Annotated in this window: 20 protein-coding genes; 8 read left to right on the forward strand and 12 right to left on the reverse strand. The window is 48.4% G+C overall.

Annotated features, from left to right (window positions below):
* Positions 1–27: 27 nt before the first annotated feature.
* Both L4174_RS19500 and L4174_RS19505 read left to right on the forward strand, forming a co-directional pair.
* Positions 28–2,424: a fatty acid cis/trans isomerase gene (locus L4174_RS19500; RefSeq protein WP_248142210.1), complete on the forward strand. Its 2,397-nt coding sequence runs from the start codon at positions 28–30 to the stop codon at positions 2,422–2,424.
* A gap of 121 nt (positions 2,425–2,545) precedes the next feature.
* A complete protein-coding gene (locus tag L4174_RS19505) occupies positions 2,546–3,361 on the forward strand; it encodes a DUF2797 domain-containing protein (RefSeq protein ID WP_248142209.1) in 816 nt (271 codons plus the stop codon).
* Positions 3,362–3,436: 75 nt separating this feature from the next.
* Here L4174_RS19505 and L4174_RS19510 read toward each other — a convergent pair whose 3' ends face one another.
* The 4 genes from L4174_RS19510 to L4174_RS19525 form a co-directional block, all read right to left on the reverse strand.
* Entirely contained in the window at positions 3,437–4,078 is a 642-nt protein-coding gene (locus L4174_RS19510) for a RimK/LysX family protein (protein ID WP_248142208.1), read from the reverse strand.
* Between the two features lie 67 nt (positions 4,079–4,145).
* On the reverse strand, positions 4,146–5,048 hold the full coding sequence (locus L4174_RS19515) for a phosphotransferase (RefSeq protein ID WP_248142207.1): 903 nt from the start codon (positions 5,046–5,048) through the stop codon (positions 4,146–4,148).
* 194 nt (positions 5,049–5,242) lie between these two features.
* On the reverse strand, positions 5,243–5,479 hold the full coding sequence (locus L4174_RS19520; RefSeq protein WP_248142206.1) for a DUF3389 domain-containing protein: 237 nt from the start codon (positions 5,477–5,479) through the stop codon (positions 5,243–5,245).
* Positions 5,476–5,913, reverse strand: a complete 438-nt coding sequence (locus tag L4174_RS19525; protein WP_248142205.1) for a hotdog fold thioesterase — start codon at positions 5,911–5,913, stop codon at positions 5,476–5,478. The genes L4174_RS19520 and L4174_RS19525 overlap by 4 nt, the downstream gene beginning before the upstream one ends.
* A gap of 107 nt (positions 5,914–6,020) precedes the next feature.
* Between L4174_RS19525 and L4174_RS19530 the strand changes: the two genes are divergently transcribed.
* The gene (locus L4174_RS19530; RefSeq protein WP_248142204.1) at positions 6,021–6,815 is read left to right on the forward strand and encodes a M48 family metallopeptidase; all 795 of its coding nucleotides are present in this window, start codon (positions 6,021–6,023) and stop codon (positions 6,813–6,815) included.
* Between the two features lie 82 nt (positions 6,816–6,897).
* Here the strand turns inward: L4174_RS19530 and L4174_RS19535 are convergent, their stop codons facing one another.
* Positions 6,898–8,232 carry a trypsin-like serine protease gene (locus tag L4174_RS19535; RefSeq protein WP_248142203.1) on the reverse strand — a complete coding sequence of 445 codons (1,335 nt, stop codon included), beginning with the start codon at positions 8,230–8,232 and terminating at the stop codon, positions 6,898–6,900.
* A 243-nt stretch (positions 8,233–8,475) separates the two neighbouring features.
* A complete protein-coding gene (locus L4174_RS19540) occupies positions 8,476–9,462 on the reverse strand; it encodes an OmpA family protein (protein WP_248142202.1) in 987 nt (328 codons plus the stop codon).
* A gap of 451 nt (positions 9,463–9,913) precedes the next feature.
* Between L4174_RS19540 and L4174_RS19545 the strand changes: the two genes are divergently transcribed.
* Entirely contained in the window at positions 9,914–11,347 is a 1,434-nt protein-coding gene (locus L4174_RS19545) for an FAD-dependent oxidoreductase (RefSeq protein ID WP_248142201.1), read from the forward strand.
* A 45-nt stretch (positions 11,348–11,392) separates the two neighbouring features.
* Here the strand turns inward: L4174_RS19545 and L4174_RS19550 are convergent, their stop codons facing one another.
* Together L4174_RS19550 and L4174_RS19555 are read right to left on the reverse strand one after the other, a co-directional pair.
* Positions 11,393–11,761: a cupin domain-containing protein gene (locus L4174_RS19550; RefSeq protein WP_248142200.1), complete on the reverse strand. Its 369-nt coding sequence runs from the start codon at positions 11,759–11,761 to the stop codon at positions 11,393–11,395.
* A 26-nt stretch (positions 11,762–11,787) separates the two neighbouring features.
* Complete coding sequence (locus L4174_RS19555; RefSeq protein ID WP_248142199.1) at positions 11,788–12,468, reverse strand: chromosome segregation ATPase; 681 nt, start codon at positions 12,466–12,468, stop codon at positions 11,788–11,790.
* Positions 12,469–12,814: 346 nt separating this feature from the next.
* Between L4174_RS19555 and L4174_RS19560 the strand changes: the two genes are divergently transcribed.
* The gene (locus tag L4174_RS19560) at positions 12,815–13,687 is read left to right on the forward strand and encodes a DNA ligase (protein ID WP_248142198.1); all 873 of its coding nucleotides are present in this window, start codon (positions 12,815–12,817) and stop codon (positions 13,685–13,687) included.
* A gap of 52 nt (positions 13,688–13,739) precedes the next feature.
* Here L4174_RS19560 and L4174_RS19565 read toward each other — a convergent pair whose 3' ends face one another.
* Positions 13,740–14,426 carry a VC0807 family protein gene (locus tag L4174_RS19565; RefSeq protein ID WP_248142197.1) on the reverse strand — a complete coding sequence of 229 codons (687 nt, stop codon included), beginning with the start codon at positions 14,424–14,426 and terminating at the stop codon, positions 13,740–13,742.
* A gap of 300 nt (positions 14,427–14,726) precedes the next feature.
* Here L4174_RS19565 and L4174_RS19570 point away from each other — a divergent pair, with 300 nt between their 5' ends.
* The gene (locus L4174_RS19570; protein WP_248142196.1) at positions 14,727–15,266 is read left to right on the forward strand and encodes a hydrolase; all 540 of its coding nucleotides are present in this window, start codon (positions 14,727–14,729) and stop codon (positions 15,264–15,266) included.
* A gap of 127 nt (positions 15,267–15,393) precedes the next feature.
* Positions 15,394–16,539 carry an N-acetylglucosamine-6-phosphate deacetylase gene (gene nagA, locus L4174_RS19575; protein ID WP_248142195.1) on the forward strand — a complete coding sequence of 382 codons (1,146 nt, stop codon included), beginning with the start codon at positions 15,394–15,396 and terminating at the stop codon, positions 16,537–16,539.
* A 76-nt stretch (positions 16,540–16,615) separates the two neighbouring features.
* On the opposite strand, the gene L4174_RS19580 is transcribed toward nagA, so the two are convergent.
* The gene (locus tag L4174_RS19580) at positions 16,616–16,978 is read right to left on the reverse strand and encodes an NADH:ubiquinone oxidoreductase (protein WP_248142194.1); all 363 of its coding nucleotides are present in this window, start codon (positions 16,976–16,978) and stop codon (positions 16,616–16,618) included.
* Positions 16,979–17,542: 564 nt separating this feature from the next.
* Between L4174_RS19580 and L4174_RS19585 the strand changes: the two genes are divergently transcribed.
* The gene (locus L4174_RS19585) at positions 17,543–18,535 is read left to right on the forward strand and encodes a chemotaxis protein CheV (protein WP_248142193.1); all 993 of its coding nucleotides are present in this window, start codon (positions 17,543–17,545) and stop codon (positions 18,533–18,535) included.
* Between the two features lie 34 nt (positions 18,536–18,569).
* On the opposite strand, the gene L4174_RS19590 is transcribed toward L4174_RS19585, so the two are convergent.
* Positions 18,570–18,812, reverse strand: a complete 243-nt coding sequence (locus L4174_RS19590) for a hypothetical protein (protein ID WP_248142192.1) — start codon at positions 18,810–18,812, stop codon at positions 18,570–18,572.
* Between the two features lie 9 nt (positions 18,813–18,821).
* Positions 18,822–19,574: a sortase-associated OmpA-like protein PdsO gene (gene pdsO / locus L4174_RS19595; RefSeq protein ID WP_248142191.1), complete on the reverse strand. Its 753-nt coding sequence runs from the start codon at positions 19,572–19,574 to the stop codon at positions 18,822–18,824.
* Between the last annotated feature and the right edge of the window lie 26 nt (positions 19,575–19,600).

The raw sequence follows: 19,600 nt of genomic DNA on the forward strand, positions 1-19,600 counted from the left end.
GCTTTTCAGGCAGACTTTGATAGACTCATGACCCTTCATTTTTCCAAACTGACTAAACGTCCAGTGCTGCTGTTTTTTGTGCTGGTCCTTTCAGGTTGTGCGACCTACGCCGGATTCAATCTCGATCAGCTCTACGGTCAGCCAGAACCCCAGAAAAGAATCCTGCCCGCAGAAGCCAGTCTGGCGCAACGGTACCTGAACGAAGTCAAGCCGCTTGTCGAAAACCGCTGTGTTGTCTGTCATGCCTGTTACGATGCTCCCTGCCAGTTAAAGATGTCCTCAGCAGAAGGGATTGACCGGGGCGCGAACAAAGAAAAAGTCTATCAGGGAACACGGCTGATCGCAGCCAATACGACCCGTATGTTTATTGATGCGCACAGTACGGATGAATGGCGTCAGAAAGGTTTCAATGCGGTCTTAAATGAGCGGATGCAAAGCCCGGAAACCAATACTCAGTTGAGTGTCATTGCCAGAATGCTGACCCTGAAACAGGCTCATCCGTTACCTGATGAAAAAGTATTGTCCGGCAACTGGGATTTCTCGCTGGACAGAAACCAGCAATGCCCGACGATTGAAGAAATGTCTGCCTTTGAGCAATCTTACCCGCTTTGGGGGATGCCTTACGGGCTACCCAAATTGGCAGAAAATGAACACCAGCTTTTGATGGACTGGGTTGCTTCAGGCGCCCCCATGACCAGTCAAAATACAGTCTCACCGGAAGCCAGAGACGAAATAAACAAATGGGAAACATTCCTGAACCAGAATGATTTCAAACATCAGCTCACCGCCCGGTACCTGTTTGAGCACTGGTTTGTATCCCATCTTTACTTCTCTGGTGTTCAGTCATCAGATGGAAAGACAGCCTTTTTCCGCATTGTGCGTTCCCGTACAGCACCGGGAGAACCGGTTGATCTGATCGCAACACGACGCCCGTTCGACGATCCGGGTGTATCACGGGTTTATTACCGTATTCTTCCGGTGCGCGAAACGATTGTCGATAAGACCCATATGCCGTTTGTACTGAATGACGAGCGTCTGGCCCGTTTAAACGAACATTTCATTCAACCTGAATACACTATCAGTGCCTTGCCGGGGTATACGCCTGAACTGGCTGCGAACCCATTACTGGCCTTTGAACAGCTTCCTGTCAGTGCCCGATACCGGTATATGATCGACAATTCCCAGCATACCATCATGGGTTTCATCAAAGGACCGGTCTGCCGTGGTCAGCTGGCACTGAATGTCATCAATGACAGATTCTGGGTCGTCTTTGTCGACCCGGATATGGCAGATATTCCTGAAGTGGCTGCCTTTTATGCCTCACAGGCAGATAACCTGCGCTTGCCGGCTGAAAAAAACAGTACTGCCCTGCCGTTACACAACTGGGTCACCTACTCCAAACAGCAAGGCCGTTTCCTGCGCGCGAAAAATGAATTCATGAACCGGACCTTCAAGAATGGTGAGCATCTGACCACTGACTTAATTTGGGATGGTGACGGTTTTAACGACAATGCAGCCCTGACGATCTTCCGTCACTTTGACAGCGCAACCGTGGTGAAAGGTTTAGTGGGCACTCCTCCGAAAACAGCCTGGGTTCTCGATTATTCACTCATTGAGCGAATTCACTATCTTCTTGTCGCAGGATTTGATGTTTACGGAAACTTTGGTCATCAGCTGCTAACCCGCATGTACATGGACTTCCTGCGGATGGAAGGTGAATCTAACTTCCTGTCGCTGTTGCCACCCAACACACGACACGCCGAGCTGGCCGACTGGTATCAGGATGCCAATCAGCCGCTGCAGAACTTCCTGCAGGGTGATATCAATGATTTCTCTCAGCCATCGGGGATCCGTTATCAGACAGATCATCCGAAAGCGGAACTGATGCAGATGCTGAAGAAGAAGTTGGCCGGTGTTGATCAGGATAAGACACGATATGCGCTGGACAACCTGAAACTAAGCAAAGACAGTATCAACCAGCTTCGTGCGCTCGCCCGTATTCAGGGCCGCCAGGCAACCTTATATCCTGAACTGACGTTCATCATGATTGAACCGAGTGACCCGAAAGTTCAGCCGCAACTACTGACACTAGCCCGTAACAGCGCGCATAAAAATATTTCCAGCCTGTTTGAGGAAGAAAAGAACCGGGAACCATCTCAGGATAACCTGACGCTGGTTCATGGCTTACTGGGCAGTTACCCGAGCGTTTTCTGGCAAATTCGGGAATCTGACCTGGCTGATGTCGTCAAACAGGCCAAGCGAATTTACAGCGAGGAAGATTACCAGGCCCTGTTGGATAAAGTCGCGGTCCGGAGAACAGACCCGAACTTTTGGGCGTTCAGTGATCAGTTAAATCAGATTTACAGAATCAACCACCCTGTCGAATCCGGCCTGCTGGATTACAACAGGCTGGAAAACCGCTAAATCAAGACTGAAGACAGCATAACCGGCCCGCGTGGCCGGTTTTTTCTTACTGGCGCCAGATGATACACTGGACCGCAAAGGGACACAGATCCCAACTGAAGCAATGTAACAGAGAGCACACATGCAAGGTACACTGAGCAAAATGCGTTCATCGCTTGGCGATGTTGTGAACTACCAACTTCTGGTCGGCGATGAAACCCTCGATCTGAATCCCCTGATCGGCAAGCCGCTCCGGCTGACTTTTACCGGCAATATTTACTGCGATGCCTGCGGTAAGAAAACGAAAAAAAGCTACTCACAAGGACACTGTTTTCCCTGTATGAAAAAACTGGCTCGTTGCGATATGTGCGTGATGAAGCCTGAAACCTGCCATTATGCGCAGGGCACCTGCCGGGAGCCTGAGTGGGGCGATACACATTGTATGGTGCCGCACTATGTCTACCTGTCGAACACATCTGGGCTGAAAGTCGGAATTACCCGGCACACTCAAATCCCGACCCGCTGGATTGATCAGGGGGCAACACAGGCTTTACCGATACTGAGAGTTAAAAATCGCCACCTTTCCGGCTTAGTCGAAGTGGCTCTGGCAGAATTTATTGCGGACAAAACCAACTGGCGTGCAATGCTAAAAGGTGATTCAGACGCTCTCGATTTAAAAGCCGAAGCCCACCATCTGCTTCCGGCAATCGAATCCAGACTTCAGGATCTGCTTTTACAGTTTGGCGTCGATGCCATTGAACGACTGGATGAAGAAATCGTACAGATTGCCTACCCGGTCAGTCAGTATCCAACCAAAATCACTTCACACAATTTTGATAAGGAAGCCGTCGTTGAAGGGGTTCTTCTGGGTATCAAAGGGCAATATCTGATTTTCGATACTGGTGTGATAAACATTCGAAAATTCACCAGCTACGAAGTAACGGTACAAACACCTTAAATCATTGAAAAAATCAGGCCGCATCCTGGTGCGGCCTGATTATCGACGAATATTGAAGGCGATTACTTCATCAGATCAGTTCATTTTCGTCTTTGGCTGAACGTACTTTCTGGACGTATCAACAACAGCAACGTCCCGGATAAAATCTGCACCCAACCGGACATCCTGACCCTCCACAAGCACAAAGTCAGTCATCTCATTCAGTTCCCCCAGGACAGTCCTCACCTGGACGACAGCAAGCTCCTGTTCATCACTTTCCTGCCAGCGATCAACCGGCATTTCCAGTGCCTTCCCCAAAACTTTAAACTTAACCCACGGGCGTCCGTCACGTTCGAAAGGCACTATGGCATTGACACCTAAAGTCGAGACCGATTGTGTCTGAACAACATGAGCACGTACAAATTGCTTCGCCGGGTTAAACCACACCCACTCCTGATGCCCCAGGATCAATTTACCGTCTTTGGTTTTTGTCGCGTGTTTTGCTGGCTCAGGCTGCACCAAAGTGGCTTTCGCTGACTTTCCCGCCTGCACTGCCGATGTTTTCACGGACTGAGTGGCCCTCTGAGCCGCAGGCAAAGTTTCTGACTGGAGACTTGCCTGCCCGACCCGAACCGGTTCAGGCGACTTGGACACTTCCGACGTCGTTGTCCGGGCCATTTCTGTCGACATACAGCCGGAAAAGAGACTGACAAAAAGCAATGGAAACAACTTCTTCATACTGACTTCACCACAAACTCAAATTGTGCGGACACTTGAACATCTCAAAATTCACGATCAGAACATATCAGGAACGCGACCGGCGCGCTGAGACACGCTGATACTGACGCATTTTATGAAGCAAATGCTGTTCATCATACCACCCGATATTAGAAGCGTGCTTTGCATCATCCCACAAACTCAGATACCAGCGACGGACTTCGTATCCTTCAGCCAGCGGAGACTTTTCAGCATAACGTGTAATCAGATCCAACTCTGGCCGGATGTCATTTAAGTGGAATAAATCAAATTCCCGGTGTTTAACACCCGCATCCGCGGGATCCAATACAGCCACCACTTTGTATGTGTCCGGGTCGAACAGAACATTCCCTAAATGGCAGTCATCATGCACAAAAGAAGGTTCAGTATTGATCGGCGCCAGCAGTTCATGCCGCTCCTCCCACATTCGTTCATAGTTTTTCTTTAATTCGGTCGAAAACGGGGAAGCACTGCTTGTTAAATATCTCAGAACCGGTGTCATCCATTCATCAAACGCAGGAATTAAGTGAGAGGTATATTTATTTTCTATGATTTCAAATCCATTGTGCTGCGGCTGCTCATGCATTTGAATCAATAAATCAGTGAAGTGTTCTGAAAACACATGGATTGCATTCTGTTCTTTGGGTAACTCATGTGCCGGTATACCCTCAACCCATTCCATGACAATATATTCGCACCCCTCTTCATAGCCAAAAAATAAGACTTCCGGCACTTTACAGTCTATATATGTGTCCAGCCGCTTTAATGCATGAATTTCCTTACTTAATCTGCCAACCTGACGACAAAACTTGATGACTGCACGCTGCTTACCAGAAGATAAGAACGCAACCCAACCATAAAATGTTGTCTGTAAGTTGCAAAAATCGGGAGGCCCTGCAAACAGGGTTCGAAATGCCTTGATGGCAATTCGGTTCAGATGATGCTCTTGCATAGATATCCTTTTCTATCGCCGTGAACAACCACAGCAAAAAAGCAAACTCTTTATAATATTGTCAATAATATTGAGGTGAAGCTGAGTGATTCTGTGACAAAGTCAGGTCCATTCTCAACCACAAAGCTTCACTTCGCGATATAACCCTCAAAACAAAAAAGGTGCCTGTCTTCATTTTAAGCACCTCTTCCTTTTTACATTTTATCGATAGCAATTCCCAGACATTCGGATAATTCTTTGAGCTGTTCGCTGTTATCTAAATGAATAGACCACTGAACGCCACTTCCGGTCGCGATGATTAACTGCGGCTGCTGAATTAACCGGACATCTTCTGCACTGGCCTGCAGGGTAACCCGGGCGCTTCCGTCAAGCCGAATGACCAGTTCGTGATGATTCGCGATGATTCTTCCCTGGCTGAAAGTCAGATTCATGAGCGCTCCGTTTTCTTGTCGCGAAGAACAGCCATCGTCAGACGACTGGTACAGACCAAATTGCCCCGTTCATCTGTAATCGTGATTTGCCAGACCTGAGTCGTTGCCCCCAGGTGAATCGGCTCCGCTTTACCTGTCACGAAACCAGTGCGAACAACCCGGATATGATTGGCGTTGATATCCAGACCAACACAATATTTATCCTCACTGACACACATATTGGCCGCAATAGATCCAAGGGTTTCGGCCAGGACAACTGAAGCACCACCGTGCAACATTCCAAAAGGCTGGTGAGTTCTTGCATCTACTGGCATGATAGCCGTTAAGCTATTGTCATCAAAGGCACAATACTCAATGCCGATATGCTCAACCAGGGTGTTTTTAGACGTTTGATTTAAATCATTCAGGTCAAATTTCTTTTGCCAAATCGACATTGACGTTCCTTAGAATCATTTTCGACGCCTCAGCATAGCATCTCTGAATTTGGCTGATAAGCGGCGAATCACATGACATATACTCATAAGACAAAGGAGTGAGCGCTATGAGATTGTTCCATTCACTTCGCCTGACGAGCATGCTGGCAAGTGCACTTTTTATCTCCGCCTGCAGTAACTCACCAACTGGCAGGCAACAGGTATTGCTGTTTTCTGAACAGGATATGTCCCAGCTCGGTGTCCAATCCTTCGAGCAAATGAAAGAGAAGGAAAAAATTAGCACAGATCCTAAAATCAACAGTTACGTCCAGTGCGTGACCCGGGCACTCACCGCGCAGTTAGGCAGCCAACCCAATCGTCCGGGCTGGGAAGTCGTGGTTTTTGACAGCGATCAGATCAATGCCTTTGCCCTTCCCGGAGGTAAAATCGGGGTTTATACAGGACTGCTCGGTGTAGCGACCAATCAGGATCAGCTGGCTGCAGTCATTGGACATGAAATTGGGCATGTTCTGGCAAAACACAGTAACGAGCGGCTGTCACGCACCCAACTCGCCAACCTTGGCTTACAACTCTCCAGCGTCGCGTTAGGTGGAACCGAATATCAGGAAATGGCCATGGCCGGTTTGGGACTGGGGGTTCAGTACGGTATCCTGATGCCGTATGGCCGGGCTCAGGAATCAGAATCAGATATTATCGGGCTTCGGATGATGTCACAGGCCGGTTTCGACCCGAACCAGAGTATCGCGCTCTGGCAAAATATGAATAAAGCAAGCGGCGGTTCACAGCCACCGGAGATTTTATCAACCCACCCTTCACACGCCACCCGAATTGATGACCTGAAGGCAGAAATCAAACGCTTACCGCCTTCGGTTGCAAAACGCCCTCAGTGCACCACCCCGTAGTACTCACAAAAAAGTTAAGGCATCCTTCTCATCGGATGCCTTGATTTTACAGACGGTTCGAAACAACTTTCACTCACATATATTACTGTGTCAGCCAGGCATCTGAAGCAGCCCAACCCGTTCCCGGAGCATAAGCACCACCGAAATTACACCACTGACTGTTCGGAAATGGCCTGCACTGATAGCGTTTCCCATCCGTTGCAAGGACTACAGTTCCGGGCCGGTACTGCCCCAGTCCGGCCGGGTAGACATACTCATACTGATCCCCGCTGCTGTTATCCAGAACCGTCGCTGAAACACTTGCTTCAACCTTGCCCTGAATCTGATCCACCTCCAGTGACAATTTCACTCCTGCCTGGCCTGGCGCAGTTCCGCCAAATTCAACCCGGACTCCACAGTCCTGATGCTGATTCAAAACACTGACCGAACAGGTATCCGCTGCAATGACTGCCACATCAGCGGTGCCGGTTGCTTTTGCCCAGACGTCACCAATCGTAATTTGCGTTTCACCAGTATTGGTGAAGACAAATTCGTGATGACGTAACTCCCCGACAGAAAAGTCGGGTAAAACAGTCTGTTTCCGGTAAGTCAGAGATACCGCCTGTCCTGTCCCCGAAATCACGTCATCAACCCAGGGACGGAGTTCTGCAATATCTGTGTACACGCCATACATGCCGGGACGGGCGCAACCAATCCCCCAGCTTACGATGCCTAGCTGTGTGATTTGTCCCTGACGTTTCACAATAATTGGCCCGCCGCTGTCTCCCTGACAGGAATCTTTCTGACCCTGCGGGTAACCGGCGCAGAAATTATCAATCCCGACACTTTGATAACTCGGACCACCCTGCCGGCAAATGGCATCACTTACCAGAGGAACCGTCACTTCCTGCAAGATCGACGGGCTTGTCCCATTTTCGGTCAAGCGGCCAACGCCAGCAACGCGCAATTTATCTCCCAAAGCGGCGTATTGATTCAGATTGCCCGCCGCAATTTCAACCACAGGAGCAATCACAACTCTGTCCAGCTTCAGTAAGGCCATATCAAAACTAAGCGTTTGTCTGACATACTGTGGATGGATGTAAATCTGACTTACGTTCGCTCGGATACCGTCAGTGCCATCAAACTGATGTGCGCCGATTTTGACTGACAAATCAGATGCCCGATGACTGTCGACACAATGGGCAGCGGTCAGAACATAACCATTTCCCAGATAACTTGCGCCACAATAGGGACAGTTTCCATGTCGTGCCGTCAGTTGGGTAAAGAACTGCCAGTCTTCGGTCACCGCATCAGTACCGCCAACAATTCGCGGATCAACATTAAATTGTAAAATCCGGTTTTCAGTTTCATCAGCATATCCAGTCACAGAAAATAGCAGAGCCGCAATTGCAGCCCAAATGAAGACTCCTTTGTTCATGCTTTATCCTCAATGAAAAGGTGGGTTCAGTGCATATCAGGCGATATCACCCGATAAGTTGAAGGATTCTGCAAAGGAATGCCTGCGAATTATCTTGTCCTGGAATTCACTTTCCTGTTTTGATGCAAATGAGAATGAATCTTAAATTAATCCCGCAGCCGCGCTCGCAAACAGAGAAAAATAATGAAGATAAAAAAGGGCCTCCAAACGGAGGCCCTGGATAAACTATCACTGAAAAATGATTTACTGACCATTTTCCATCGTCATACCCGGCATGTAGGCCTCAACACGACGGTTCTTCGCACGTCCTTCTTCGGTATTATTCGGAGCGATCGCATCCCGCTCACCAAAACCTTTAATTTCGATCCGGTCCATACCGATGCTGAAGTAGCCTGCCAGATAGCCCGCAACCGCGGCTGCCCTTTCCTCAGACAATTTCTGGTTATACGCAGGCGTACCGGATGCGTCAGTATGGCCAATGACCTGCAATTTACTGTCCGGATATTCCACCAAGCGATCTGCGATGGGTTTTAAGCGGTCAAAGTCAGCCTGCGTCAGCTTGCTGCTGTCAAAGTCAAAGGGCAAAGCAACACGCAGAGGCTGTATCATTGATGGTGGTAAAGCCGCAGGCTCTGGGGCGGGTGCCATGGTCTCTGCCTGTACCGGAGCTGCCCCGCCCCAGTGGTATACAAGGCTGACACCATAAAAGTGGATATCTGCCTTACCCGGGTCATTTCGGCCAACCTGATTGTAATACTGGTATTCAAGCCGGGTTGACATGCTCGGGTTAATATAAAACTCAGCCCCCAGGCCCCCGGTTGCCGATAATCCATCGTCATCTTTATCATTGACACTATTATCAGCGTTGAAGTAAAAACCACCGGCTTTGGCGTAAATATCAATCACGTCAGTGACGGGCCAGGACAGTTTTGCAACCAGATCTAAACCATAGGCTTCAAATCCGCCACTGCCCAGATCGTAATCCGCTTCGCCTAAATAGGTGTATCCACCTTCAAAACCGACCACGGGCGAAAACTGGTAACCAAGGAAAACACCGCCCCCCCAGTCATCTTGTCCAAAATTATCTTTCTGGCCGTCAAGAGCACCATCAAAACTATCGAAGTGTGTGCCACCAACCCGAGCTCCGAAATACCACGGATTATCTGTAGCCGCATAAACTGAGCCGGATAGAAATATTGCCAACGGAACGAATTTAATCATTTTCATCATCACATTTTCCTTGTTCTCTGTTCACCACCACTTCTTAGGGTTAGACAGAGAAAAGTCTTTATGCAAGAGAATGAACAAGTTATGCCACGGAATTATCTTTTCTAAGATAAAAATAAGACACTGCACGCATAGATAAAGAAAAGTTCACACAGCCCTGAGAAAAGACCTGTTCCCCCGCTTTAAAAAATTGACATTCCGATAAATTTGAGTTGCTGGCGCATAAGCGCCAAAAAAATAACCCGCGTAATTTACAATGTAAATTGAGGCTGACAATAAAAAATAGACAAACAGACTTTTTACAGAAACATCAGTGTTTAAAACATGACTTGAGGCAAGTAGAATGCAACCTATAACATTTGATAACTGATATGTTGAAATACCATTGATTATGACTGAAACAGGCAAGAAACAACCCAATAACCACCTAAAAATCGGGGTTATTGGCGGAGGAATGGCTGGCTCTACCATTGCGCTCCAGCTTGCCGAACAAGGATTCAGGGTAACCCTTTTTGAAGAAGGCCGAAGTTTAGTAAATGGCCCGCCAATCTGCCATCTTCATGCAGGTGGTAACCTGTATCGTGAAATTTCCGATCATCAGTGTCTTCAACTGCTTGAGCAGTCGATTGATACCCTGCGTGTGTATCAGCACAGTGCCAATATCCGTCCAACTGTCGTCGCAGTTCCGAAACAGGACCCAGGCCACCCTGAGCAATTGCTGCCAAGACTGACACAGCTGCAAAACCATTACCGTGCACTGGTTCAGCAAGATGCAACCAATGCCGTTCTTGGCCATCCGGATAATTATTTCCGTCTTTACTATCGTGACGACATGGAACACCTGGCCAAACAGGATTTACCCGCCAATGCGTCCTGCGCTGATGACTGGATGATTCCTGTCGCCAAACACCTGAATCTGGATGAGTTCAAGTTCCCGTTTGTTCTGGTTCAGGAATACGGCGTCAGTGTATTCCGTCTGGCTGCAACTGTCTCACTCGGGCTGGAAGCACTCCCAAACAGCCGAATTCTCACACAAGCCAGTGTGACTGATATTCAGCAGGATACGGAATCGCTTCAATGGAAAATCACCTATCAGACAATGGATCCGGATTGCGATGATTGTGTCAGCCAGACAACAACGGTCGATTATCTGATCAATGCCTGCGGTTATCGTACCGGCATCCTTGATGATATGGCCCGGCACAAACGACAGCGACTGGTCGAATTTAAAGCAGCCTACGTCACCCACTGGGCGGACAATACAGCCGACTGGCCGGAGGTTATTTTCCACGGTCAGCGAGGGACACCTGATGGCATGGCGCAACTGACTCCTTACCCGGATGGATATTTTCAGCTTCATGGTATGACGCAGGATATTACCCTGTTCAAGGACGGACTCGTCAGCAGCACGGATCAGAGTGCTCAGCCTGTCCTCGACACACGGTTTAAAAACATGCTGAGAAACGGCTGGCAGCCGCAAGATATTGAACAGCGTACCCAACGGGCCATTGCGCATGTCGCAAAATTTATTCCAGCCTATCTTGATGCTCAGGTCGGTGGTCCGCCTTTGTTTGGTGCGCAGCAAATTCCGGGACAAGACCCGTCGCTGCGAGCAGCTGACGTGTCATTTGCCGGGCAACGGTATGCCCGTACAGAGATCGTCAAAGCATCTTCTGCACTCACTGCCGCCGAACGAATTTTGCAACAACTGGTGAATGAAAACCTGATCACCGAGCAGCAAAGTGGCCTGCATCATGACTGGGAAGGCCGCTTTCCTGTCACAATGCAATTGAAAGCCTCAGATATTGTTGCGAAAGCAGAAGCTCTGGCAAAAGAACGCCAGTTTCCGGTTGCTCTTGCCCGGCCAGTCGGAACGGTTCTGGGCTGATATCCAAATGGAAACGGCACCCTCAAGGTGCCGTTTTAGACTCATTCAGATTTCATTTTCAGCCGGGAAAAAGATGGCAAGCCAAATTGTGTGTTCGCCTTCCGCTGTCCAGTTCACCCTGTGGCGGCAATGAGCCGGCAAAAAAACACTTTGACCGGCTTTTAAGTGGACCGGAGGCCTGGAGTCATCAAAAACCAGCTCGGCTTCGCCTTGTATGAGCAGAACCCACTCGTTTTCATCCTGATCGTACCAATCACCAGCCGGAGTCTGGTGACCCCGCGAGACAATCCGCTCAACTCGCAAATGTGATGAGACCAATAAGTTCTGAAACAGTTCTTCAGGCAAGTTTTCAGGAATATCTGCCAGCAGATCCTGCACATTCACCACGCCATCCTGACACACCGTTAAAGCCATCACAATTCCCCTTCCCTGGTTCAAGCTTAATTTTCTTTTGGCAGTGCGACATCAATTTTTGCGTTCAGTACATCCAACTCATTTTGAAGCGCAGTTTTTTCCACTTCTGCTTCAGTCACTTTGGCAAGTTTCTCTTCATACCGATCGCAGTCCGCCTGAGACACCCAATTCCAGCTTTGACCTGTTTTGAATTCTTCACAAGGCTTTTTGAATTCATCTGCCACACGTCGTGCCTGCTTCAGCTCTGCATCGGCCTGACTGAGCTGTTTCTGCAGCTCAAGCTGCTGCTGATACAACGCCTTTGAGTTCGACAAAACGGTCTGCTGTTTTTTGGTGGCTTCAGTCAGCGTTTCAACTTTGGTATCCAGCTTTTCTTTGCTGACAGACAACTGTTTTTTTTGCTGCTTCAGTGAGGCAAGTTGTTTTTCGTAATCTTTCTGAAGCGTTTCCAGTGCCTGCTCTTTTTCGGCCAGCGTCTCTTGCAGTTTTTTAAATGCAATGGCTTTTTCTGTTTCGAGGGTCTCAAGCGTATCTAACCGCCCGCTCAGGCTTTGAATTTGCTCAATTTGCCCAGCGTTTTTTTCACGCAGTGATTTCAGTTCAACAGCCTGGGGTTGTTGCTGAAAATGCCCAATTGCCGATGCCAGTGCAGCGCCGGCAATAAAACCAGCGACCAGAGTCACTTTCCAGTTTGACATCAACTCCATCCCATACTCCTATTCACTTACCCGTTTGACAGACACAGGCAGGCAATCACAAACTGTTCATTAGCCTAACATACTCATTTCCTGAGATGTCAGAGTACTTTCAATAATAAAGGCTGTTTGCTCACCCGTCAGTCTCTCACGTTATTTTTCGGACAGCACCCCGTATTCCGGGCGGATGAACCCGGTTTTTATCATGGTTTCTTTCGCAAAGCTGATGTCTGCCGCGGTGAATCTGACACAGGAATTTACATATAAGCCGCAGTCTTACGCTTTCTGAAAGCACCCGATACTCTCCTCCGTCCGGCACTCAATTATCGTGTACCTTTTCCATTATGAAAGGAACGAAATGATGAAGTATTCTGCACTTGCCATTATGATCATGCTTGCGCTCAGCCCGCAGACCCTCGCCAAGGAAACTGTGACAACCATGCGGGCACATTCCATTGACTGGCAGGATGATACTGTCGTGCTCCCGGCAGGAAGCGTCATCACCGACTATTGGGTCAGTGAAAAACTGGATGGCGTACGTGCCTTCTGGACTGGCAGCCAGCTGCAGACACGATCGGGTCATCAGATTCATGCGCCTGACTGGTTTACGAAAGACTTTCCCAAAGAAGCGTTAGAAGGTGAATTATGGGCAGGCAGGAACCAGTTTCATCTGACCATGCAAACCGTTCTGGATAGCGTCCCCAACGAAACCCTGTGGCGGAAGATTCAGTTCATGGTATTTGATGCCCCGGACCAGCCAGGCATATTCGATGAACGGTTGGCACATGTCACGCCCCTGATTGATTCATTACACCTGCAACAGATCAAAGCGGTTCATCAGCGAAAGCTGGATTCAATACAGACTCTGGAGCACTGGCTGAATGAAGTCGAATGCCATGGAGGCGAAGGTCTGATGCTGCATCGGGGCAAACAACGTTATATCGCGGGCAAAGCAGATGGTTTGCTGAAACTGAAGCGATTCGAAGATGCAGAAGCGATCGTCGTTGGTTACGAACCGGGAAAAGGAAAATATCAGGGACTGACCGGAGCAATCTGGGTGAAGATGGACAATCACCCGCTCTTTAAAATTGGCTCAGGCTTCAGCGATGCAGAGCGCGCTTCCCCGCCCGAAATCGGCAGTATTGTGACCTTCAGGTATAACGGATTCACCCAAAATCGTATCCCGAGGTTTGCACGCTTTCTGAGATCGCGTCCGGCTGAAACGCTCTGACTGCCTGGATCGAAAAAGGGCTTGCCACTGGCAAGCCCTCATCAGTTCACAATTACTGAACCTTAAAGATTTGGTTTGCTTCCAGATTTGTCATACGACGAATTGAGCGCCAGACATAATAGAAGATACCAAACATCATCAGCATCGACGGGATCGCAATCATGGGATAGCTCAACAACGTCATTTCGCCCAGCTCTTCATTGAAAGCTTCAGAACCTGCCGGACTGGTCACAATGCTTGTCGCCAGCACGTAATTCATCACCGCAGAGAAAGCAAAAGTACTGGCAAACAAGTAGTTCGACTGAGTCAGACACTTATTGAATTCAGACTGCTTCCCGGACTGATTGAGTTTCTCCTTAATCAGCTCAAGGTTCAGGACGGCGTCATTGAAAATCATTTTGGTCACAATGGGATACTTGGTAAATGTTGAACCAAATACCACCACACCAATCAAGCCGGGTATCAGCGCTTCTTTGATTGCAAGCCACTGCGTATCCAGTTCCAGCAGACCGATACCGCCGGTCAGAAGTACGCTGATAAAACCCAACAGAGAGATAAAGTTAAATTTCTTATGCTTGAGCAATTCATAGCTGCCCAGAATCACAGGAAATGCCAGTGCAAGCAGCAACGCATTGACCGGACCAAGTTGCTCCTGACCACTGAGTTTCATCAGAATGACAGATGGCACAATGACGTTAAAGATGAGGTCGGTAAGTGGGTTCGATTTTTTTTCAGTCATACTTAAGGCTGTTTATCTTTTAAATTCTTGAATAATTTCAACTTTTGTTGAATCAAATGCGTTTTCGAATCGACACATTGTTTCGCCATTTCTCCAGAAAGTAAAGTTGAAAGCAGTTACAAGGCTTTTCGCAAGGCCTGCTGATAGTTTCCATTCTAGTGCAATCATCCGGCATCGTGTACTCCCCCTTGACTTTCCAGTCAGAGAAGACCAAGGTCAATGTTCAGATAAAAGCTGCGCGATAACAACTAAACTTCTCTTATGAAAGATTTTTTTCGTTAAACTGAAAAGGATGTCCCTATGTTAGATCGCAACAAAACCGCACTCGTCATCGTAGATGTTCAGGGAAAACTGGCCACCCTGATGGACGACACACAGACCCTCTTCCACAACCTGTCCGTGATCACTCAAGGCGCCACTGCACTGAATCTGCCCATTATCTGGCTGGAACAATTACCGGACAAACTCGGTCCGACGATCCCTCAGGTTGCCGATTACCTTGCGGAGCACACCCCCATCGCGAAGAACTGCTTCAGCGGCTGCCACTCTGCAGAATTTATGGATGCACTTCAGTCAACCGGTTGTGAAAACGTCATTCTGGTCGGTATTGAAGCACATATCTGTGTGTACCAGACCGCCATGGATTTACTGGAAAAAGGGTTCCATGTTGAAGTCATTGCAGATGCTGTTTCTTCCCGTATCGCAAACAACAAAACTGTCGCATTGAATCGTATGCAGCAGGCCGGTGTTGCTTTATCTTGTACCGAGATGGTGCTGTTCGAGCTGCAACGGGTCGCTGAGGGCGAAAGCTTCAAGAAAATCTTAAACTTAATCAAATAACTGTGTTTTGCCTCAGCAACAGCGTCACAGAAAATTGATCCCGGATTCACTGCGTGCTATCTTATTTTTACACACAAAATAAGATAGCCAATGTAACATCTCCTATCGCGCATTTAGGAATCCGGCCATGTATGCAATAACACATATCAACGTGTTTAATGGCAACACGATTGAAAATGATCAAGCCATACTGATTGACGGCGACAGGATCGCCAGCGTCATCCCAATGTCTGAGGCAAATCAAAGCCAGTCGCTTCCTGAACAATGCATCGATGGAACCGGATTGCTGGCAACCGCGGGTTTTATTGATATTCAGTTAAATGGCTGCGGAGGCGTCCTGCTCAATACGGATATTGCGAAATCCACGCTGGACACCATGAATGCCACAAACCTCCGGCACGGTACCACCCAATATCTTCCGACCTTTATTACCAGCGAAACCGATCGATTCAATCAGGTCATCCGGCTCATTGAAAGCATCCGGCAACCTGAAGAGGAAGGCATCCTGGGATTACATTTAGAAGGCCCCTTCATCAGTAAAGAGAAGAAAGGTGCGCATCAGGAAGATTGCATCCGTGATTTAGATGAAGAGACTGCCCGTTTTCTGGCGGCTCATGCCGATCGCATCAAAGTGGTTACGCTTGCTCCGGAAGCCTGTAACCAGGGTGTCATAGATATTCTGACCCGCGCCGGAATCATCGTTTCAATGGGTCATACCAATGGTCAGTACACGGATTATGCCGCCAAACAGGGCATTACCATGGCGACCCACCTCTTTAATGCCATGAGCCCGCTGGACTCACGTGAACCTGGCGCGGTTGGATATATTTTCGATCAGAAACCCCATGCCGGCATCATTGTTGATGGGATTCATGTGAATTATGCCTCGGTGCGTATCGCCCACCAGCTCCTGGGTGAGAAATTATTTATGGTCACGGATGCTGTCGCTCCTGCAGGCACGACAATGAAAGAATACGATATGCCTGGCGCAAAAGCATATGTCACTGACGGTAAATGCCACTACGCTGACGGCACAATTGCAGGCGCTGCCATCACGATGATTGAAGGCATCAGAAACCTGATTCAACATGTTGGGCTGTCAAAAGAAGAAGCACTGCGGATGGCCAGTCTTTACCCTGCCAAAGCTCTGGGACTGGAGACACAATATGGTCGCGTTCAAGCAGGTTATACAGCCAATCTGGCCCTGCTGAGTGATGACTTAGAGGTCAGGTCAGCGATTCAGATGGGTCAATTCCATTCATTTCCGGCATGAGCCACCCAATCAATTCCTGAAAGTCAAAAGGGTCGCATTAGCGACCCTTTTGACAGCATATTGCCGGAGATTTCTTTTACGCGTTAGCCAGTTTAGCGGTTTCAATCCGGCTGAGCTGGAATTCCCGCAATTTGAAATAGCTGTAGGTTGCAACAATTGAAAAGAACAGGTAAGACAAGGCGAACACCAGCGGAGAATTGATGATCTGATTTTCCAGTCCCCACATCACACCCAAGACGGTCACCCCCATCTTCGCCATTAATCCTGAAAGTAACAGCATGAAAGCCAGTTGCGGATAGCGAGTGGACCGGAACGCGAGCCAGTATGCAACACCAACAGCCAGCGATGCCACACCAAATCCCGCCATAAATGAATGAAAATGTTCACCTGACAACACAGCCGCCACTACAGAGACCAGAAAAATGAACAGAAACTTCATGACCACCTCATTGAAACACATCGAAATTGATACCGCAGGCGCGTATTCAGACCAGCCTGTAAATTTCCGTGTATTGTTCCAGTTTTCCTGATGATTTTATAGCCATGAAGTATGTTCGAAATGTTATCAAAATATTTCAAATTCAGTCATTTACATTTTGAAACACAGTAAATATCCGTCAGATAAGGAGATCCCCCAGAAAAGTTAAAAAAACGTTAATTTTTATTACGCTAGTGGAATATCTCTTGAAACAACAAAAATGAAATATAATATTTAAGAATCGAGTCATTGCTATGCAGTACACCAATACGTTACTGTGTGGTCACAACAATAGTCAGGATTAAATCCTGAATTCACAGTTTCATCAGTAAAAATCGCAATTCTGTGAAGGATACACGGACAAACCCATGCAACACTCCCCCTCTTTGCCGTTACATCAGTTTTTTAGCATGTTATGAAACTGGGATATTGCTCTTAGCTTTTTACCCTGATCTATGACAACTGAAGCCAAACCTCTATAATCCCCTGAATTTTGGTATAAATACTCAACTTTTCGGATACAAGATGACGACGATTCTCGACGCTGTCGATCTACGAACACAACTTGTCGGAGAAAACCGCCTGGAACTGCTCATCTTCCGGCTCCACTCCGCACAACTTTTTGCAATAAACGTGTTTAAAGTGCGCGAGGTCGTCAAGCAGCCTCATTTACATTCACTGCCTGGCAGCCATTCCAACGTCTGTGGTGTCGCGAATATTCGCGGTCAATCCATCCCGATTATTGACCTACGTAGTGCTATCGGCGTTCGTGCGACTCAGGAAAGTGATGAAACGAATCTCATCATTACAGAATACAACCGCAGTGTTCAGGGCTTTCTTGTCGCTCAGGTCCTCAACATTGCCAACCTGACCTGGCAGGATATTCAGCCTCCCCCAAGTCATGTTGGCAAAAACAATTACCTCACCGCTATCACTCGTGTGAAGCGAGACGGTGCTGAAAGACTGGTCAGCATTGTTGATGTAGAGAAAGTTCTGGCACAAATTGTGGATTACAACACTGATATTTCTGAGCATGTGCTGGACGAAAACCTGGTCAGCGAATTATCCGGGCGGAAAGTGTTAATCGTGGACGATTCATCAACCGCCCGCTCACAAATTCGCGATACGCTGTCTCAGCTCAGTCTGGACGTGATTGAAGCCACAAACGGCAGAGAAGCGCTGGATATACTCAAAGGCTGGTGTGATGAAGGCAAAGTGATCAATCAGGAAATTCTGATGATGTTCACTGATGCCGAAATGCCGGAAATGGATGGTTATCGCCTGACCCATGAAATCCGTCAGGATGCACGGATGAGCAACCTGTTTATAGCGCTCAATACCTCACTCAGCGGGAGCTTTAACCAGGCAATGGTAGAGAAAGTCGGCTGCAACCGGTTTATTTCCAAGTTCCAGCCTGACCTTCTGGTCGAAGTCGTACAGGACCGACTGAGAGAAGTACTGCAGTCCGCTCCCCGCCTTACTCCTGACCTTTCAGCAATAAATCAGACTAAAGTGTAGAACGGTCAGTTTCAGGAGCCACTTGAGTAACTGATCAGGGGCCAGTCCGGCCCCATTCACCAGCGATTGAAGCAAAGGCTGAAGCAGAAGGCCGGGGGGCGTCTTCACTATCCATGAATTGCCAAGCATCATCGTTCATTCCTTGTATTTGCATCAGATAGTTCGCCGAAGCTGCCGTATCTTCTCCCTTGAATACGAGTTGCATTGTAAAAAGCACCAGAATTGCAATCGGAATCAAACTACTGCTGAGTGTAAAACGGGCTGCCGAATCCATCATGAACCTCTCTTAATTCGATTGAGCTGTCTGTACCGGGCCCTGCTGACTGCGCAGCGTGACACGACGGTCAAAAAAGTCAGACTCACCATTTTCGTCTGTCTGCAACGGCTCTTCTTCACCATAAGCAATTGTGACGATCTGCAGTGGGTTCACGCCCCGTGATTCAAGGTAATCTCTCACGGCATTTGCACGTGCTTCAGACAGCGTCAGGTTTCGCGCGGTTGTGCCACGCCGGTCGGCGTAACCCGACAATTCCCAGTTCATTTCAGGTGACTGCTTCATCAATTCTGCAATTTCATCCAGCTGGGACTGAAAATGTGGCTCAATCTCCGAGGAACCGGTACGGAAATGAACGTTCATTGCCAATGCCAGTTCACGTTGTAACTGCGTGGCTCTCAGATTTGCCATTTCCTGTTTCAGCGTGTCATAACTGTCGAGCACGGGCTCCAGCTCAGCATTTCGGGCATTCAGCGATTGGATTGCCTCTGCCTGTTCACTTAGCCGAGCATTTTGCGTCTCAATATAGCCATCCTGGCCAACGGCTGTACCCAGAATCCCGCCCACCATTGCCCCGATCACTGCGCCGACGGGGCCGCCGACCATCCCGCCCACTGCGGCCCCTGAACCCATGCCAATCCATTGCTCCTGAACGACAGGTTCATTGAAAGACCGCGCGGATTCAGCCTGAGCCTGAGTCGTGGTTGCCGCCAGTGCCGTTGCAACCAGCAGAGTCATCGTGGTTTTCTTCATCAAATTTTTCATCGTCATTCCTCATCTTTCTGATTATG

Origin of the sequence: Photobacterium sp. CCB-ST2H9 (assembly GCF_023151555.2) — a bacterium.
In the GTDB taxonomy this organism is placed as follows: domain Bacteria; phylum Pseudomonadota; class Gammaproteobacteria; order Enterobacterales; family Vibrionaceae; genus Photobacterium.

Bases quoted from the DNA above. Each gene is read 5' to 3' on its own strand.
- L4174_RS19560 (WP_248142198.1), top strand. From the start codon at position 12,815: ATGATGAAGTATTCTGCACTTGCCATTATGATCATGCTTGCGCTCAGC.
- L4174_RS19500 (WP_248142210.1), top strand. From the start codon at position 28: ATGACCCTTCATTTTTCCAAACTGACTAAACGTCCAGTGCTGCTGTTT.
- nagA (WP_248142195.1), top strand. From the start codon at position 15,394: ATGTATGCAATAACACATATCAACGTGTTTAATGGCAACACGATTGAA.
- L4174_RS19555 (WP_248142199.1), bottom strand. From the start codon at position 12,468: ATGGAGTTGATGTCAAACTGGAAAGTGACTCTGGTCGCTGGTTTTATT.
- L4174_RS19565 (WP_248142197.1), bottom strand. From the start codon at position 14,426: ATGACTGAAAAAAAATCGAACCCACTTACCGACCTCATCTTTAACGTC.
- L4174_RS19530 (WP_248142204.1), top strand. From the start codon at position 6,021: ATGAGATTGTTCCATTCACTTCGCCTGACGAGCATGCTGGCAAGTGCA.
- L4174_RS19550 (WP_248142200.1), bottom strand. From the start codon at position 11,761: ATGGCTTTAACGGTGTGTCAGGATGGCGTGGTGAATGTGCAGGATCTG.
- L4174_RS19585 (WP_248142193.1), top strand. From the start codon at position 17,543: ATGACGACGATTCTCGACGCTGTCGATCTACGAACACAACTTGTCGGA.
- L4174_RS19535 (WP_248142203.1), bottom strand. From the start codon at position 8,232: ATGAACAAAGGAGTCTTCATTTGGGCTGCAATTGCGGCTCTGCTATTT.
- pdsO (WP_248142191.1), bottom strand. From the start codon at position 19,574: ATGAAAAATTTGATGAAGAAAACCACGATGACTCTGCTGGTTGCAACG.
- L4174_RS19525 (WP_248142205.1), bottom strand. From the start codon at position 5,913: ATGTCGATTTGGCAAAAGAAATTTGACCTGAATGATTTAAATCAAACG.
- L4174_RS19505 (WP_248142209.1), top strand. From the start codon at position 2,546: ATGCAAGGTACACTGAGCAAAATGCGTTCATCGCTTGGCGATGTTGTG.
- L4174_RS19570 (WP_248142196.1), top strand. From the start codon at position 14,727: ATGTTAGATCGCAACAAAACCGCACTCGTCATCGTAGATGTTCAGGGA.
- L4174_RS19510 (WP_248142208.1), bottom strand. From the start codon at position 4,078: ATGAAGAAGTTGTTTCCATTGCTTTTTGTCAGTCTCTTTTCCGGCTGT.
- L4174_RS19580 (WP_248142194.1), bottom strand. From the start codon at position 16,978: ATGAAGTTTCTGTTCATTTTTCTGGTCTCTGTAGTGGCGGCTGTGTTG.
- L4174_RS19590 (WP_248142192.1), bottom strand. From the start codon at position 18,812: ATGATGGATTCGGCAGCCCGTTTTACACTCAGCAGTAGTTTGATTCCG.
- L4174_RS19520 (WP_248142206.1), bottom strand. From the start codon at position 5,479: ATGAATCTGACTTTCAGCCAGGGAAGAATCATCGCGAATCATCACGAA.
- L4174_RS19545 (WP_248142201.1), top strand. From the start codon at position 9,914: ATGGCTGGCTCTACCATTGCGCTCCAGCTTGCCGAACAAGGATTCAGG.
- L4174_RS19540 (WP_248142202.1), bottom strand. From the start codon at position 9,462: ATGATGAAAATGATTAAATTCGTTCCGTTGGCAATATTTCTATCCGGC.
- L4174_RS19515 (WP_248142207.1), bottom strand. From the start codon at position 5,048: ATGCAAGAGCATCATCTGAACCGAATTGCCATCAAGGCATTTCGAACC.